Genomic DNA, 15,715 nt, shown 5'->3' on the forward strand with positions numbered 1-15,715 from the left:
TATGGCTTGGAAGGACCTCGCCGAGGTACGGCTCGAAAACGATTATGCGCTGCTGCGCCCAATCGCTTTCACCGATCGTGCGGCGCTCGCCGAAGTCGCGTTCGATGACGATATCTGGCGCTATTTCGTGCAGCGGATCGACGCGGACGTGGATCTGGCCCGCTTCATCAAGCAAGCGGTCGAGGACACCGCTGCCGTCCGCCGGGTCGTCTTTGCCGTCATCGACAAGGCGACGGGGTCTGTGGCGGGCAGCATGGCCTACGGAAATCTGGCTGAGGCCGACCGGCGGCTCGAAATTGGCTGGTCGTGGCTCGGCCGCCCCTATCGAGGGAAGGGGCTCAATCGTTGGGCTAAATTTCTCCTGCTGCAGCACGCCTTCGAGCGGCTCGACTGCGAACGTGTCGAATTCAAGACTGACGTGCTCAATCTCCAGGCCCGCAAGGGCTTGCAGAATATTGGTGCGACCGAGGAGGGTGTGCTGCGAAGTTTCAACTACATGCCAGGTGGGCGTCGCCGCGACGCGATCTATTACAGCATCCTGCGCCGCGAATGGACGATCGTTCGGTCCGGCCTGCTCGAAGAAGTGAAACTGACCAGGGCAGCCAGCGAACTGGTTGGTGCGGGCCAGTGAAGCCGCTGTGCCTCGAAGGCATGCCGCGCGAGCTCGGACGCGGCCATGGAATGGCGCTGCGCCAGCAGATCCGCACCTTTCTCGATGACGATCTGGCGCGGCTCAATCGGGTCTTGCCGCGGCAGATCAGCCTCACGACATTGCAGCCGGAGCTTGCGGCCTATCGCCGCGAGATCGCCGCGGCGGCGCCGTCGCTTGCCGAAGAAATCGAGGGCTTGGCCGAAGGCGCCGAGATCGCGCCGGACGAAGCGATGTTGCTGCAAATACGCCGTGAGGTGATGGGCTATTCGCGGTTTCATACGGCAGGCGACTGTACGACACTGTGCAGGCACGGCGAAGACAACCCCGTGCTTGCCCAGACCATCGACCTCAATGGCAATCTGGACGACCAGATGGTCATTCTCCGGATTGCTCATCGGTCGAGTCCGCGCCGGGTCCTGCTGCTGAGCTTCACGGGGCTGCTCGGGTATCTCGGCCTCAACAGCGACGGTTTGGCGATCGGGCTCAACCTTGTGCTCGGCGGCACATGGCGCCCCGGCATCCCACCCTATCTCGCTATCCGCCATTTGCTCGACAGCTGCAGCGATATCGATTCATGCCTGGATTGGTTGTCAAGGGCGCCGCTCGCCAGTTCACGTTCGCTCTCGCTATGCGATGCACGTCGTAGCGTTACCGTCGAACTCTGCGACGGAAAGCTTTCCGTGCAAACGGGTACCACGCTCGTGCACACCAATCATTTCCTGTCGGAAGAGTTTGTCGCAATGGACCAGATGAACCTATTCTCGCGCAATTCCTCGGTGCGCCGGCTGCAGGCGTGTGCCAAGCAGCTTGATTGTCTGGGGAGTCACAAAGGCCCGGAGGATTACATGGTCCTTTTATGCCAGGAGCCGATCTGCGTGCCCGACACCGGCAACATAAGCCGCGAGAAGACCATCGGCGCCGTGGTCCTGTTGCCGAAGGACGGCACACTCCTTGTCCGACGCGGCAATCCCGCCCTGGCTCGAACCGAACAATTCAGTCTGGTCGTGTGAGATGGCCCGTCATCTCGCCGTTTCAGCCGGCCCAGGTCTCGATTCAACACTTGCGCAGCAATGCACCGAAGCGGGCGCCGGATACGCTCGATCCCAGGGCCAGCAGCTCGCCCGACGCTACGGCACCGCTTGCCGCCAGGTCGATCATATTGATCAGTGGATCGCAGGAGAAGACGTGGCCGATGCGTGGAATATTGTCGAGATGGAGCTGGTCGCGGCGGAATCCAGCCTGCTGTTCCTTCATGAGCACGATCGGCTTCCACAGATTGTTGTGCGCGAGGTACTTGATATCGCGGAAACCAACCTCCGCCCGCGCGAACAGTTCGGCATTAGCCTGCCGCGTCAGATCGGTCGAGATTTCGCCATTTGGTTTCATCACTCGGGCATCAACCGCCGCGGCGGTGCCAAGCAGTTGGAATTCACCACCTTGTCCGGTGCTGACGATGCAGCTTGCTGCCCCGTCGCTGAACACCGCGAAGGGACGCAGCCTTTCATCGTGCGCGATTGTATCTGCGGCCGCCACCAGGATCGCGTGGTGCCGCCCGCTGCGGACCAGCGCCTCGGCCAGACCGAGAGCAGATGTGAGGGTCGCACAGCGATTCAGGGTCACGCCGTACGGGATGGCTTGGTGCAATCCCAGAGTCTCGAGCAGCCGGCCGATGAAATCGGCATGCCCTTCGACATCGGTCGGAAAGTGCGTTGCGCACAGGATGACGGCATCGACGGGTGGCTGACGGACACCAAAATCCGACAGGCTCCGGCGCGCCGTCTCGGCCAGCAGCTCGATCCTCGGTCTGACCGTAACGCGGAAACGATCCCAGCCCCACAAACCAGGGTCGTCGATCATCTGGTTTCGCGCGAGCCACCCGGCCAGGCCGGAAATCTCCGACACACGCCGCTCTTCTTCTCCGAGGAGATAGTGGCAGCCGTGAAGATGCAATTTCGAGTCTTCCATGCCGCGCCGATCCGCCAGTTGGTGTGATGGGGTAGCCACAGCGAGGATGTGAAATGAAAAGCTGGCCGCAATCAATCGGCAAGTTGTCCAAGTCGGATACGACCGTGAATGACGTGCAAAGCCTCCCCGAACATCGTTTCCTTGGTGGCATGATCGGTCTATTCCATTTCAACCCGGCCGCCCGACCATTGGCCGATGCTGTATTGGCCGCAGAACCGGCCGACATTGCCGCCTTCCTGTTGAAGGATGGCGAGAGTGAGGCGATGCTGCTGGTCGCCAAGCAGATTCTGGATGCCACGCTGAGCGTCGAGGAGTGGGGCGATGGAGCGCTGGAAGCAATAGTGCAGGCGCCGCTCCTCCGCGGCGACCGCGTAGATCGGGAACGGCTGTGGCACTGGCTTGAAGAGCACCGTATCACCATCGCCGCAGCGCTCGACGGCGTGATCGCCTCAGGTCCGGCGGCCAGACACTCTCTCCTTCGTAGGCGGGCTGTCCTGTCGTTACTCGGCGATTGCTGGCTCGACACCGTATCGCAACCCGCGACCCAGCCTGCCGCCATCGTCAACATCCTGTTCGGTCAGAGATGGCTGCTTCTTGGCGAGGGCTGCCCGGCCCGCTCATGTGTAGCTTTGCGCCGGCGATCGCTCGAGGCGGCCGGCATTATCCTGCCGTCGATCTCCGATGCCGGCTTCTTCCGCGCCGCCGCGACGGAACCGATGATATTGCTGCAGGCCGCTTTCCTGCTGTCGCTGTCTCGCTATCCGGCGACCTACCTCCCCGAGTTGGTGGGAATCCACGCCGCTTACCACACCGTGGGGATTGACGACCAGGTCGCGGCGCTAGCTCCCATCGTCACACCCGAAGCGGCATGGGAGGCGCTCGACACCTATCTCGACGGGCTGGAAGATGATCCGGCAGGCGAAGCCTTGTCCCGTCGTGTTGTCGATGCGATGAGTGTCTTTGTCGGCCTCGAAAGGCGACAGGTGGCGATGCTGGCGGAACTGGCCGGGAAATCGACCGACCGCTCCCTTGATCTGCAGGTTGCCGATATTATCCGGCGCCACGCGCCGTTTGCCGGGAAGCAGCACGGGCGCATCCGGATCGGCGGAAGGCTGCTCTCCGACAGTTTTGCTGAAGCCGACCTGGATCTCGCCATCTTCCTGCGGGATTTCAAGCGATCCGGCTATCTGCGCGCCGATGCGAAAGGCAGCTGCCGCTTCGTCGACGCCATCAAATTCGGCGGGCCGATGTTCGGCATATTTTCCGAACAGGAAGCGTGCGTCCTCAAATCGTGGTTCTATGGCGCGGCTCAAACAATCAACGAGCCGATCGTCCTGGAACCCGAGGCGCATGACGAACCGGTCGCGCGATTGTGGCTCGCCGCCATCCGGAATCGCCCGCCCCGCGGCACGGTGTTCGAAACTGCCCCCGATCTCGACGACCGGACGCTGCTCTATCGGCTGGTCAATATTGAGAATTTCGCAAATACATTGTCGGTCGCGCTGGCGCGCGCACGCGCCGGGTTGGCTCGAGCGGAAGTCCTTTTCAGCAACGAGGCCTCGGGGCGATATACGGACGGCCGCTTCTTCGAGTATTCTCCCGAGGCCCTGGAAGCGCGGGTCGAGTCGATCTATTGGCATAAACTCATCGAACCCTATGCGCCACTCGGCGACATTCCGCCCCGCGACGAAGTTGTGTTCGGTCAGAAAATCTACGCGCTGGGCAACCTGCTCGATGGCTGTTGGGCATTTCGATGCAGCGGGACGGGCCGCTTCGAGCGAAACGCAGATGCGACTTTGTTCAACATCTATGCCGACGAGATGGGATTGGGCGACATTCAGAAGAACCACATCACGTTGATCCATCGGGTCCTGAGGAGCCTTCAGATCGACCTGCCGCATATCCGCGACGAAGCGTTCATCGATCAGGACGAAATCCCCGACAACTTCTACGCTTTCCCGTTGAATCAGCTGTCGCTCGGCCTGTTTCCGGACCGCCTCCATCCCGAGATTCTCGGATACACCCTGGGCGTCGAAATGTTCGGCCTCGGGGAGGTGCGGCTGCATGAGATCCAAAAGCTGAAGCACTGGGGCTTCGATCACATTTACGAGGATGTGCACCTCTCTATCGACAATCTCTCGGCCGGACATGCGCGGCAAGCGGTGGCGATCATCCAGGCGCATCTCGACGAAACCGAGCGGCGATACGGTACCGCTGCAAGCGCTGCCGAATGGCGCCGCATTTGGAATGGCTATGCTGCATTTGCCTACTTCATGGAAGGTGGGACGCTGGAATCGTCATCCTCCGTGATGATCAGCGATGAGGCGACCCGCGAACATTGTGCTTTGACGCTTTGACCGTTCGGCGAGCCGGTTGTCGTGCGTCCGGCGCTGCCGCCACGAGCGTCCAGCACCGCTTGTCCTTCGGAAGAACTTGCAATACCGGATCGAAGGGGCCGCCGTGAAAATATTCGACACCTCGATTCTAAGATTGCCGCTCTACGAGGAACGGCATCGGCAGCTCGCAGGGCGAATTGAAAGCTGGGCCGAGGAGATGTCGTCTGAACTTGGCGAGATCGAAGGTCGGTCACCCGCTGAGACGGGGCGCCGTCTAACGGCCCTGTTCGGGCGAAACGGCTGGTACGCCGCCGTCGGCGGCGCCGACGCTGTCCCCGATTTCCGCAGTATCTGTTTGATTCGCGAAGGCTTCGCGTTCGTCCATGATTTGTGCGACTTCGCCTTCTCGATTCAAGCGCTCGCCGCTACTCCGCTGATCCGGCATGGTTCTACGGAACAGCGCACGAGTCTGCTCCCGGACATACTGGCGGGTCGGTCGATCGGGTGTCTGGCCTTATCCGAACCCGAGGTCGGCTCGGACATTGCCAACGTTTCGCTGCGCGCCGAACGCCGTGGCGACTCCTATGTTCTGAACGGGACGAAAACCTGGATTTCCAACGCCGACATCGCCGATTTCGCGATTGTCCTGGCCCGAACGGCAGACCGGTCGGGGCCACTCGGGCTTAGTTTGTTTTTCGTGCGCGCGCAATCGCCCGGGCTGCGTGTCGCGAACACGATAGAGGCGATAGCACCGCGCTCCTTTGGTAGCCTGAGCTTTGACGAGTGCATCGTGCCGGCAACCCAAATGATCGGAAACCCGGGACTCGGCTTCCAAATCGCGGGCGAGATCCTTGAACAGTATCGGATGACGGTCGGCGCTGCAGCGACCGGTTTCGCCCGCCGGGCGCGGAGCGCCGCGCTCAAATGGGCGCGCTCCAGGCGCCTCGCAACCGGCACGATCTGGGACATGCAATTGACCAAGTCGAAGCTCGCCGATAGCGAGGTGGCGCTGACCGCCAGCGCGCTGCTGATCGCCCAGGCGGCCTGGGAAGCCGACCAGCAGATCCGTGGTTATGGAAAGCATTCCAGCATCGCGAAACTGTTTGCGACTGAACAGGCACAGCGAATCGTGGATGACGCAGTGCAGATCTTCGGCGCCGCGGGAATCGTGAAGGATGCCGTGCCGGAACGGCTCTACCGACAGATCCGATCGCTGCGCATCTACGAAGGAACCTCCGAGATTCAGCGCCTGATCATCGCAGGCCATCTCCAGCACCCTGACATCGGATGAGCCCTCGATCCGACGCTGGGCGAATAGCTGATTTCTACAATCTTCTGTCCAAGGCCGGGGCGCGGGACCCTACGAAACGGGCAAGGATCTCGAGGCCGATATCTCTAACCGGTCATAACCCGCCGCGTGGGGTGCGCGGCCCGAGAAGAAACTGGTTGACCGCATCCGCAAACTCGTCCGGGTCCTCGACCATCACCGCGTGGCCCGCATGAGAAATTTCGCACAGCTGGCCGTCTTTCAACAAGCGGAGGATATCCAGTGCTTCATTCTTGCTCAGGACCGCAGAGCCTCGGCCTCGTATCAATAATGTTCGACATGGGATCTTGGAAAGGATAGTCCGAAATTCGTCGGTTCGTGCCGATCCTGGCTCGATCATCTGCTGAATCCTCCGATCGACTTTGAGTACAAGTCTTCCGTCGGCAGTCTCGCGCAGCGCATTGTCTACAATGATACGAAGCATGCGTGGATGGGTCAGCGGTCGTTTGGCCGATATCCAGGCGGCATACTCTGCGCGCGAATTGTAGCCATCGCATTGTTCGTGGAACTGCGACAGGATGTTCTGGGAAACGGCCCGTTCAGCGCTCAAAGAGAAATCTACAAGAATCAAGTCTGTTACTAGGTGGGGAGCGGCTCCAGCAACCTTGAGCGCGACGGCCGCACCGAGAGAATGCCCGACAAGAGAAATATTCCTGAGTTTCCGCTTCTGAATGAGATTGAGAACGTCTGTGGAATAGGGGCCAATGCCGTAATTTCCTGCTGGATCTTCGGCGGAGTTTCCGTGCCCCCTGAATTCTATGACGATGGTGCGATATTGTTTCGGCAAGCGAGGCGCAAAGTCGTACCATACGTAGCCGCCTTCGCCGAAGCCATGAAGGAGCATACAGATCACGTCCCCACTCCCGCGCTCCTCTATGTGGAAAGATAATTGGTCTGCCCCAGGCGCCGGTGTATGTAACAGGTCCTGCTCTTTCATAAGCAACACTTTATCCGTTCGCGATGTTGTTTGTAATTCAAAACCGATCGCAGGTTACCCAATGATGTTGGACAAGGATACGGCTATGGACGACGGCCGGAGCCGTTCTTTGTCTTGTCTGGACCTTGCCTTTGAAATGCCGTCGCGATCGCGCGGGACTCCAGGAACTAGCGCTCGATGAGTGATCAGTCGTCATCACTGCCCGCGGCCGGTGATCTTGCGGTCGGCGGCTGTGCAGCTGCCTGGGCTCTGGACGGTGGTGGCGTTCCCGGCGTTGTGCGGGTGACCCATTTGTCCTTCCCCGATGAGGCTGCGATGCCCGGACAGGACGAAGTCTTGCTATGGATGGGCGCGCCGGACGGCGAGCAGGCCGCTCGTGTCACCGCGATGGACGTGCTCGATAGCAATCTCATCGCCATGATCGGCCGGCTGCAGGATGCGCGCGATCGCGCCGCATCATTGACCGCTCATGCCGGCCTACGGATCGCGCTTGCGTCGGCGCTTGGACGCGCGCCTTACGACATTCTCTTTGACCGCGGTCAGTTTGGCAAACCGCAGGTGCGTGCCTCCGCCGAATTGCATTTTAGTATGAGCCACGCGCGCGGCGTTGTCGGGTTTGCGTTGGGGCGCCAGCCGGTCGGCTTCGATGTGGAAGGCGTCAAGGTGCTCCCTGACATGCTGGCCGTCGCCGACATCGCGTTCGCTCAAGAAGCGCGCGCGGCACTCACCGCTGCGCCAGAAGCGGCAAGAACCGCGCTATTCTACCGGTTCTGGACATTGGGCGAGGCGTATATCAAAGCAACCGGGCTAGGTGTCTCGCAGGGCCTGCAGACCTTTGCGTTTGCGGCTGACGATCCGCCGCGCCTGTCGCGCGCAACGCCGGGCTGGGGACCGCCTGAGCGCTGGCGGTTCGGCGCCTTGAATCCGGTGCCGCTTACGCCATTACAGTACCGCCACGCGCAGCGCGGCGAGGTAGCGGCGCGTCCGCGCTAGGCGAAGCCACATTGAAGAACTCCACGCCGCCGGGAAAAGAGCTAGCCGCTGCGGTAGCGCGCAGCTATCCCACCAATTCTCAACGGAGAGTACGGAGGACGAACAAATTTTTCAAACCGGACGTCAACCTGAGAAGTCCGTTTCGAGATGCACTGCTGTAAGTGCTTGATTTGCTTGGTGGGCGCACCAGGGCTCGAACCTAGGACCCGATGATTAAGAGTTATGAGGCGCATGCCAAATTGGTCATCAGTGCCCCCGCGTCTTATCGATCGATCCAATCCATTTCGCCAAGCGTAAGATAGACGACAGCTCCGCAAGGAGCACCCACCGCGTCCAGATATTGCAGCAGCTGCCCAGCATAAGCCTGCCGGTCACCGGCAGTCGGGGCCACGTCGCTCTTCCAGTCAAAGGCGACAACGGCTCGGCCGGCTGCGATGGCGACAGCGTCTGCGCGCCCGGCCATCAGGACGCGGCCGGCGTCACGGGGCGGCATAGAGCGCCAACTCCGGCACAAGCGCGGCGCGGTGTTCCGCGACACCCGGCAGGCGCAGGGTTCGCAACGCGGTCGCAGCCATCTCCGCCGGATCGGGCAGCGACTGCGCATCGGTTGGCGCCAGCTGTGCGAGGAGGTCAGTGGCACGCCCTTGCAGATCAGATGCAGTCTCCTCGATCTCGCCCGTCAATATCTCTTCGATCAGGTTGTGCAACACTGCGCCCCGGATGGCGCTGCCCGCTACCGTCACGAGACCGGCAGGGTCAGTGTCGGCGCTCTCGTCAACGCGAGCGACCTCGACCAAGCGATCGGTGTCGCCGTCGCTCGGCCGAACCCAGCGGATGGGCCGGGACGCATCCGCGACCGCGGCTTGCTCGGCGGCAAACACCTCCTCGCTCTGATGGTTTTCCTCTGGCGCGACGCGCGCCAGAGGACGCCGAGAGAAACGTGCTAGATCCCATTCCGGGATATCGTCCTGCCCGAGATCCAAAAGGTGCGCTCAGCTGTTGGCGCGCGGCACCGACAATGTCGGCAGAATCAGCATTTCGATTGCCCGCGTGCAGGCGACATAGAGGAGCCGCTCGTGCTCCTCTGCACTGTCCTGGTCGTCAAGGTGGATGGCATCCGCGATCGCTGGCGGAACGACATCGCCCAGCACCCAGTGAAGCGTGTCATCCTGACGGCGGTGGATAAACGGGTCGCGCCGTCTGAGTTCGGATCCCATATTGATTGGAATGACGATCGGCCATTCAAGGCCCTTGGCACTGTGAACCGTGTTGATTTCAATGGCTTCGCGGTCTGCATCGAGCCGCGCTTCGTCGTAGAGCTCGGGTCCGAGAGGGCCGCCCTCCCAGTCGGCGCCAATGTCCTGTGCCAATTGCTTGAGACCGCGCACGCCATAGCGGCGTGCGCGCTCCATCAGAAGGTCGAGATTGGCCAGAGCCCGAGCTGCCTGGTCACTGCCCCGCGTGGCAAGTGTGGCCCGCACGCGCAGCCGATCGACCGCCTCGCTCAACAAGAGAAACGGCGTCGTTCGCCGCACACGCCGCCGCAGATCTGTAAGTACGATCAACGTCTCCCGCGCCAGCGGATTGCCGATCTGCTCTGGCTGCGTCTGCAGCGTTAGGCTCGGTGCCAGCGCACTATCTTCGGTCTCATTCGGCGCGAGAGCTCGCCTAATATCGAGCAATTCGTGATTGGTGAGACCGACGAGCGGTCCGCGCAACAGGGCGCCGAGTGCCAGCGTATCACTTGGGTCTGCGAGCGTGCGGATCAGCGCGACGAAATCCTGCGCTTCCTGGCGCCGGAAGAGGTTGCGACCGGCCTGCGAGACGAGCGGCAGGCCACGCTCCTCAAGCGCCCGTTCGTAACGCCAGAGCTCGGTACCGACCGGCGCGAGCAAGGCGATGTCGCCGGCACGAACAAGGAGATTTCTCCGCCGGATCGCCGCACGCGGACATTTCCGATGAGCTGGGAGCAGATGTCGGCAATGGCGCGCGCTTCCTCGTCGCGTATGAACGCCGCCCGGCTCTTCTCGCCGATACGGATCGTGGCCTTCATGACGCAAGGCAGACCGTGCTCTGCTGGACCAAGTGAGGACACCAGGGGGACGTAACCTGGGGCCTGTCGGTCCAACGGATCGCGGAAACAGCGATTGACGTGGTCCAGGATCTCGCCGCGCGAGCGGAAGCTCGTCGTGATCCGCAAGATATTGCCGGGAAACTGAAGCTCGACGGCATTGCGCGCCTCCATATAGGTTGCGACATCCGCGCCTCGAAATCTACAGATCGCCTGCTTGGGATCGCCGACCATAAACAGGTTGCCCGGAATCAGTTCCCGCTCCTGCCAGGCCAGAGGCGCGCCAGGAGCACTCGCGATCAGAAACAGGATCTCGGACTGCACCGGATCGGTGTCCTGGAATTCATCGACGAGGATTCTCGCGTAGCGGTTCGATGCCGCCTGCCGGACGATTTCGTGACTGCGCAAAAGCGCGCGTGTGGCGAGCAGCAGATCGTCAAAGTCAAGAACGGCAGCGTTACGCTTGAACGTCTCGAAGTCTCTAGGAGCTCATTCGAGCGCGCCGGAAAAGGTCGCGACCAGCGCTGTTGCGATGCCGCCGAGAAGAGCCCCAAACTCCGCCGCGCACCGATCATAGTGGGATGCGGCCTCCTCTGCGAGGCGCGTGCCTTCGTCTTTGCCGGCAACGTACTTCCAGGCTCCCAAGCGCCGATACGGGCGCAGATTATTGGAGCGCCAGGCCATTGCATTGACGCGAGGCGGATGGGCAAGTTCCCAGAGCCGTTCGAACGACGGAGGAGGATCGAAGGCGCCTGCGAAGAAGGCGGCGAGCCTCTCAAGATCGGCAATGTCTTCGAGCGCCCGGTCAGGAGCCCGTGTGCCGTCGATCCAGCGACGAAATTCCCGCACACTCTCGACAAACTCCAGATCGGCGTGTTCGGCGAGATCGCGGGGTAGTGGCTTTGCGGTACGAAAGTCGCGCCGGAACTTGCCGAGCTTTTTCAGGGTGTCGACGGCTTCCCTTGGGTCTCGGCGCGCCATGACAACAACCGGATCGGTCGGGTCAGCGTTCTCGCCGAGGCGCCGCCGTAGCCAACGCTCGAACACTGTCGTGAAGGCAAACTCGGTCTGGACCGCATCGAGGACCTCGGCGCCGGGGTCGACGCCAGCCTCGATCGCATAGCTGCGAAGCAGCTTGTGGCGGAAGCCGTGGATCGTGGTTGCCGTGAGTTCGTCCAGCCGCGAACGAGCCGCTATGAGCGCGGCTATCTGCGGCGCGGTGAGGGTTTTCTTTACGGCAAGCGCCAGGTCATCGGGGATGTTTCCATTCAGCAGTTCGTTGACGAACCGCTCCACGTGCGCGCGCAATTCGCCGGCCGCGAGCTCGGTGAACGTGATGGCGGCGATGTTGCGTGGCGCGACGCCGCTGGCCAGAAGCATGGTCACGCGGCCGGCAAGGAGCGAGGTCTTGCCGGTGCCTGCCGCGGCCTCGACAAGCAAGGTTTGATCAAGAACAGGGAGGGCGCGCCGCCGGTCGGCGCTGTCGGCGAGCGCGTTCATGGCAACTCCCAAAATCGGGCCAGATCGCCGGCGGCGGCGATGAACGCAACCTGCTTTCTACGGAAGTAGGCCGGAGATGCAGGAAGCGCGAGCCTAAGATCGTTGAGACGGTCGTCGGCGGCCGCCCCGGCACAGCATGGCCGCGCGTCAAGGCAGCGCAGGCCGCGTTGACGAAGGCCGCAGTTTGCGCAATTGCGGCATCGAGATCCGGCAGCAAGGCTATTGCCGGTTCGTCCTTCAGATAGCTAAGCCGGGTTCGGATGGCGGGCACCTCGGGCAGAAGTTGGCGGCATGCCAGGGCGTAAAGGACGCGCTGCAGTTCAGCGCCGCCAGCTATGACTCTGTCAGCAGCATTCTCCGGCCGCTCACCTGTCTTGTCGGTCACCCGGACAGCGACGCCGCCGGCGCGCAGGTCAACGCGGTCGATTTTTCCGCGAATGGCGATCGCCGTACCGGGCACATCGACGCGCAACGTAGGGTCCCACGGCCAATCCGGATTTTTGGGCTCTGGCGGATTGGCGTGCTCGCCGAACGGCACCTCGGTCCAGCTGCCCGTGCCGCTCTCGGTGAATGTCTCGTTCGTCAAGCCGACCGCGCCATGGCGGATGCCTGGCGCACGGTGTTGACCCAAAGCACGTCGGGCGGCACGGGCATTTCCAGCGGCCACGCTGCAATCACGTGTCGCACCGCCGCCTCCAGCGCGCCCTCGATCTCCTCCTTAGCGGCCCCGATGAAACCGGGCACCGGCTCGAGCGCGTCGACGGTGCGGCGCAAAAGCTCATGGACCAGTCGGCCAAACTCATCGGCTGGAAGGATCAGTGGACGCTCCCGGTCGCCCGGCGCACGCCATCCGAGAGCGTATTTCCAGACAAAGCCCAGCGGATCGCGCAGGAGCCGCGCGAGCGAGGTCGGCGATTGGATCTCTGCGAGGCTTTCGGCGATAACGGCGTGATCCGCGATCAGGAGCCGGTCATGGGCCGTCAAATCCGGTCTGTCCCAGCTCTGCCAGCACCGAAGGGCGGCGCCTGTCGCGAGGTGTTCGGCTATCTCTTGCGGGCGCGCGGTAAGCCGGTCCGATTCGCTTGCCGCCTGTTCTGCGATCCGCGTGCGTGCAAGTGCAAGCACATTGCCGCCCGGAGCCAAGAGCGGGCTCGGGCCCGCGCGACCACCCTGGCCCGGTCGACGGATCGTCGAAAAGCTTGGCTAGCTTCTGTCTAACCCGATCACTCTCGCCTGCGCGGACCAGGAGATCACGCAACCAGTGAAGTGCCTGGATGACGCGCATTGCGGGCCGGCCGGCCCAAAACAGCTTGCTGGCTGCGGTTAGACGGAAAGTGATGGTGACGTTGCCGAGCTTGATCGGTTGTTTGCGAGCGTCGGTGTGGACCACGATTTTCGCTGGCACGGCGTCGGTCAGGCCAAGGTCGTTGGTGGCGGTCATGCCGTCGACGAGCATCCGGGCTTGGTCGCGCCGACTGACGGCGTCGATGACGGAGCGCGGATCGGGGGGATTGGGCTTTTGGGTCAGCTTGTTGAAACCGAGCTGATCATAGAGCCCTCGGTCAATCCTTCTCAGGTTCTTGGCGTTGGTCAACCGCTGCAACGTTTTGTCGACGGCGTTCCGGGAGGCGAGGTCGACGAAGTCGGTCGGCGTCCAAACCTTGCGTGGCGCATCGGCCCGGATTCGCTCCAGGATTGCGGCTTTCAGTGAGTCGTCGGCCATGTCCGAAAAATGTATACCTTTTTCGGACAAAGGCAAAATGACCTGTCCGAAATTCGTATACAGATTTCGGACAATCCCACCAAACTAGTCCAAATTACCCCATCTTGACGGTTCCCGGCATTTTCCGCGAGCCACCCCCGTGCCGTCTCCACCCGCATCTGGTGCAGGGCCATCAACCGCGCATAGAGTTCGGCCAGCACTCGATACGTGCTCAGTCCGGTACGGTTCGCGAGCTCCAGATAGCCCGAATAGTTGATCTCGAACCGGCGTCCGCCCTCTGGATCCCCCAGCAATTCTCTCGATTGCCGCCCGCACCAGCTCCAGATGGTATTGCCAGCCGCTTTTGGCGAGTTCGAGCTGCCAAACCGCCAAATATCCCGATTTCTCGTAAGCCCGGCGGAGGTGCCGATCCTCCTCGGGATGGGCCAGCAAATAGCCGATGATGTCGTTGAGATTTTGAATGCTCTCGGACCGCTTACGGGCGGCTTTAAGAACTGCATTCGTCGCCTCTCGGCTCGAAGCCGGCAAGATCGCAGAATTGGATTCCCGTCCGCAATCGATTCGTTCAGCCGTGGAAGGGTCGCTGCGCCGATTGCGGCGCGACTACATTGACGTCCTCTATCAGCATCGTCCTGACCCAAACATTTCGGTCGAAGAGGTCGTCGGCACGATGTCGGATCTCGTGAAAGAAGGGAAAGTGCTTGAGCTTGGCCTGTCCGCTCGCGTTGAGCACCTTGGCGACGGTGGCCTTGATGCCTTCGTGGGCGTCGAAGACGACCAGCTTGACGCCACGCAGGCCACAGCGGGTTGCCCAAGAAGAGTCCAATTCGTCCAGCCGCTGTGAAAAGCTGGTCAAATCAAAATAAGGACAGAATCGCAATGCTCCTCCGGTAGCAGGGCTTCCATCGCTTTGGTTGAGCTTGAGATGAGGAGGACGTTAGTTTGGACGGGCAGTTACAAGCGTTGATGGAGGCTGTCGATGTGGCACGCGACGAGCGCTCGATTCGCAACACGATCAAGAAATTTACTGTCTCATCCGGCTTCGACCGCTACGTCTACAGTCATATTCACGGCGACGACGCGGTTGTCTTCAGCGATTATCCCACGGAGTGGCTGAACCTCTATTTTGCGAAGCGTTACACGATCATCGATCCTGTCGTGACGACGGCCAAGCGCAGCATGCGGATGTTTGCCTGGTCAGCGGAGGAGCACAAGCTGCGCAGGAGCTCGCGAGAGATCAAGCAGTTCGTCTCGGAGGCAACTGACTTCGGGCTACGTTCCGGCGTTTCCGTTCCGATCAGAACGAGCTATGGGCGAGCGGCGATCATCACCTTCGCATCAGATCGGCGGCGGGTTGAGGTCCCCCCGTGGGACCCGATACAGGCGGCACTGGCCCTCGCTTGTATTCACGTTCGGCTCAGCGTGGTGTCTGACTCGTCGTTCAAAACGGGGGATGTGAGGTTGTCGACGCAGGAAGCGACCTCGCTCAGTTGGTCGTCGCACGGCAAATCAATGAATGTTATCGCGGATTTGCTCGGGATCAGACCGCGAACAGTCCAATTCTATCTGGACAATGCGCGCGACAAACTCGGTGCCAGTAATCTCCAACATGCTGTTCGAATAGCAATGGAGAAGAAGTTGATCTAGTCTAGCCTGAGCCTAATGGACGACCGAGATCTTCTCGATGCAGCAACCGACTCGCGGCGTTCGGCACAGGAAGCCCGGTGCGGCAGGCGCTGCAATCGGACCAGGTCGGCGCGCGCCGGTGGTTGGACCATGCCGCTGACCTGCAGGAGGAGGCGCCTAGACATACGTCCCGGCCCCTCCCGTTACGTCAGAGGATCAGGGGAGAGTCACGATGGGCACCGTCGCCAATCGACACGTTTTTGATCCCCAAGGCAGCCCGTACTGCCTTGTCCCTTGTAGATTGAAGTCGGGATTTGGCGGCAGCGTGGATAATCCGAGCCACTTAAACCAAGACGAGCCTGACCGACCACTTGAGGGAGCGTCCATGATGGTTGACGTCCGCAACCCTGCTGATCAAAGAAAACAGAACCACCACGCAAGCCCCCCTGCATATGCCCTGGCAGCGTTCCCGCGCTCGATCGTGTGCGAGAGCCCGTGAAAGGGGCGACCTCACGGTCCAGAGAACCATCACGATGGCGGACCCTTGCACATCAGGATTGAGAACCTTCCGGCAGACAACGTAGC

14 protein-coding genes and 2 pseudogenes are annotated in these 15,715 nt (G+C 61.5%); 7 read left to right on the top strand and 9 right to left on the bottom strand.

What is annotated here, in order from left to right:
* Nucleotide 1: 1 nt before the first annotated feature.
* Complete coding sequence (locus tag AC0L30_RS34015) at nucleotides 2-631, top strand: GNAT family N-acetyltransferase (protein ID WP_473406176.1); 630 nt, start codon at nucleotides 2-4, stop codon at nucleotides 629-631.
* Entirely contained in the window at nucleotides 628-1,662 is a 1,035-nt protein-coding gene (locus AC0L30_RS34020) for a C45 family autoproteolytic acyltransferase/hydolase (RefSeq protein ID WP_473255506.1), read from the top strand. The genes AC0L30_RS34015 and AC0L30_RS34020 overlap by 4 nt, the downstream gene beginning before the upstream one ends.
* 43 nt (nucleotides 1,663-1,705) lie before the next feature.
* Here the strand turns inward: AC0L30_RS34020 and AC0L30_RS34025 are convergent, their stop codons facing one another.
* Entirely contained in the window at nucleotides 1,706-2,617 is a 912-nt protein-coding gene (locus tag AC0L30_RS34025; protein WP_473406177.1) for a beta-ketoacyl-[acyl-carrier-protein] synthase family protein, read from the bottom strand.
* Nucleotides 2,618-2,670: 53 nt separating this feature from the next.
* Between AC0L30_RS34025 and AC0L30_RS34030 the strand changes: the two genes are divergently transcribed.
* Nucleotides 2,671-4,974 (top strand): iron-containing redox enzyme family protein, encoded by a 2,304-nt coding sequence (locus AC0L30_RS34030; RefSeq protein ID WP_473406178.1) that lies wholly within the window; start codon nucleotides 2,671-2,673, stop codon nucleotides 4,972-4,974.
* Nucleotides 4,975-5,077: 103 nt separating this feature from the next.
* Nucleotides 5,078-6,244, top strand: coding sequence for an acyl-CoA dehydrogenase family protein (locus AC0L30_RS34035; protein ID WP_473406179.1), 1,167 nt, complete (start codon nucleotides 5,078-5,080; stop codon nucleotides 6,242-6,244).
* Nucleotides 6,245-6,356: 112 nt separating this feature from the next.
* Here the strand turns inward: AC0L30_RS34035 and AC0L30_RS34040 are convergent, their stop codons facing one another.
* The gene (locus AC0L30_RS34040; protein ID WP_473406196.1) at nucleotides 6,357-7,124 is read right to left on the bottom strand and encodes an alpha/beta fold hydrolase; all 768 of its coding nucleotides are present in this window, start codon (nucleotides 7,122-7,124) and stop codon (nucleotides 6,357-6,359) included.
* A gap of 270 nt (nucleotides 7,125-7,394) precedes the next feature.
* Here AC0L30_RS34040 and AC0L30_RS34045 point away from each other — a divergent pair, with 270 nt between their 5' ends.
* Complete coding sequence (locus AC0L30_RS34045; RefSeq protein WP_473406180.1) at nucleotides 7,395-8,210, top strand: 4'-phosphopantetheinyl transferase family protein; 816 nt, start codon at nucleotides 7,395-7,397, stop codon at nucleotides 8,208-8,210.
* Nucleotides 8,211-8,689: 479 nt separating this feature from the next.
* On the opposite strand, the gene AC0L30_RS34050 is transcribed toward AC0L30_RS34045, so the two are convergent.
* From AC0L30_RS34050 to AC0L30_RS34080, 7 genes and pseudogenes are all read right to left on the bottom strand, one after another.
* Entirely contained in the window at nucleotides 8,690-9,193 is a 504-nt protein-coding gene (locus AC0L30_RS34050) for a hypothetical protein (protein WP_473406181.1), read from the bottom strand.
* 9 nt (nucleotides 9,194-9,202) lie between these two features.
* Nucleotides 9,203-10,105 carry a 3'-5' exonuclease gene (locus AC0L30_RS34055; RefSeq protein WP_473406182.1) on the bottom strand — a complete coding sequence of 301 codons (903 nt, stop codon included), beginning with the start codon at nucleotides 10,103-10,105 and terminating at the stop codon, nucleotides 9,203-9,205.
* Nucleotides 10,106-10,449: 344 nt separating this feature from the next.
* Nucleotides 10,450-10,740 (bottom strand): annotated as a pseudogene (locus AC0L30_RS34060) (UvrD-helicase domain-containing protein); the annotation flags it as partial.
* Between the two features lie 30 nt (nucleotides 10,741-10,770).
* A complete protein-coding gene (locus tag AC0L30_RS34065) occupies nucleotides 10,771-11,781 on the bottom strand; it encodes a UvrD-helicase domain-containing protein (protein WP_473406183.1) in 1,011 nt (336 codons plus the stop codon).
* Entirely contained in the window at nucleotides 11,729-12,367 is a 639-nt protein-coding gene (locus AC0L30_RS34070; protein ID WP_473406184.1) for a PD-(D/E)XK nuclease family protein, read from the bottom strand. The genes AC0L30_RS34065 and AC0L30_RS34070 overlap by 53 nt, the downstream gene beginning before the upstream one ends.
* Nucleotides 12,364-12,765 (bottom strand): PD-(D/E)XK nuclease family protein, encoded by a 402-nt coding sequence (locus AC0L30_RS34075; protein ID WP_473406185.1) that lies wholly within the window; start codon nucleotides 12,763-12,765, stop codon nucleotides 12,364-12,366. Before AC0L30_RS34075 ends, AC0L30_RS34070 begins: the two co-directional genes overlap by 4 nt.
* The gene (locus AC0L30_RS34080) at nucleotides 12,752-13,504 is read right to left on the bottom strand and encodes a DUF6088 family protein (protein ID WP_473406186.1); all 753 of its coding nucleotides are present in this window, start codon (nucleotides 13,502-13,504) and stop codon (nucleotides 12,752-12,754) included. Before AC0L30_RS34080 ends, AC0L30_RS34075 begins: the two co-directional genes overlap by 14 nt.
* A 460-nt stretch (nucleotides 13,505-13,964) precedes the next feature.
* On the opposite strand from AC0L30_RS34080, the pseudogene AC0L30_RS34085 reads away from it, so the two are divergent.
* Both AC0L30_RS34085 and AC0L30_RS34090 read left to right on the top strand, forming a co-directional pair.
* Nucleotides 13,965-14,165 (top strand): annotated as a pseudogene (locus tag AC0L30_RS34085) (aldo/keto reductase); the annotation flags it as partial.
* 281 nt (nucleotides 14,166-14,446) lie between these two features.
* Nucleotides 14,447-15,151 (top strand): autoinducer binding domain-containing protein, encoded by a 705-nt coding sequence (locus AC0L30_RS34090; protein ID WP_473406187.1) that lies wholly within the window; start codon nucleotides 14,447-14,449, stop codon nucleotides 15,149-15,151.
* Nucleotides 15,152-15,715 lie beyond the last annotated feature (564 nt).

The sequence above is a fragment of the Bradyrhizobium sp. MI1.11 genome (genome assembly GCF_055811255.1).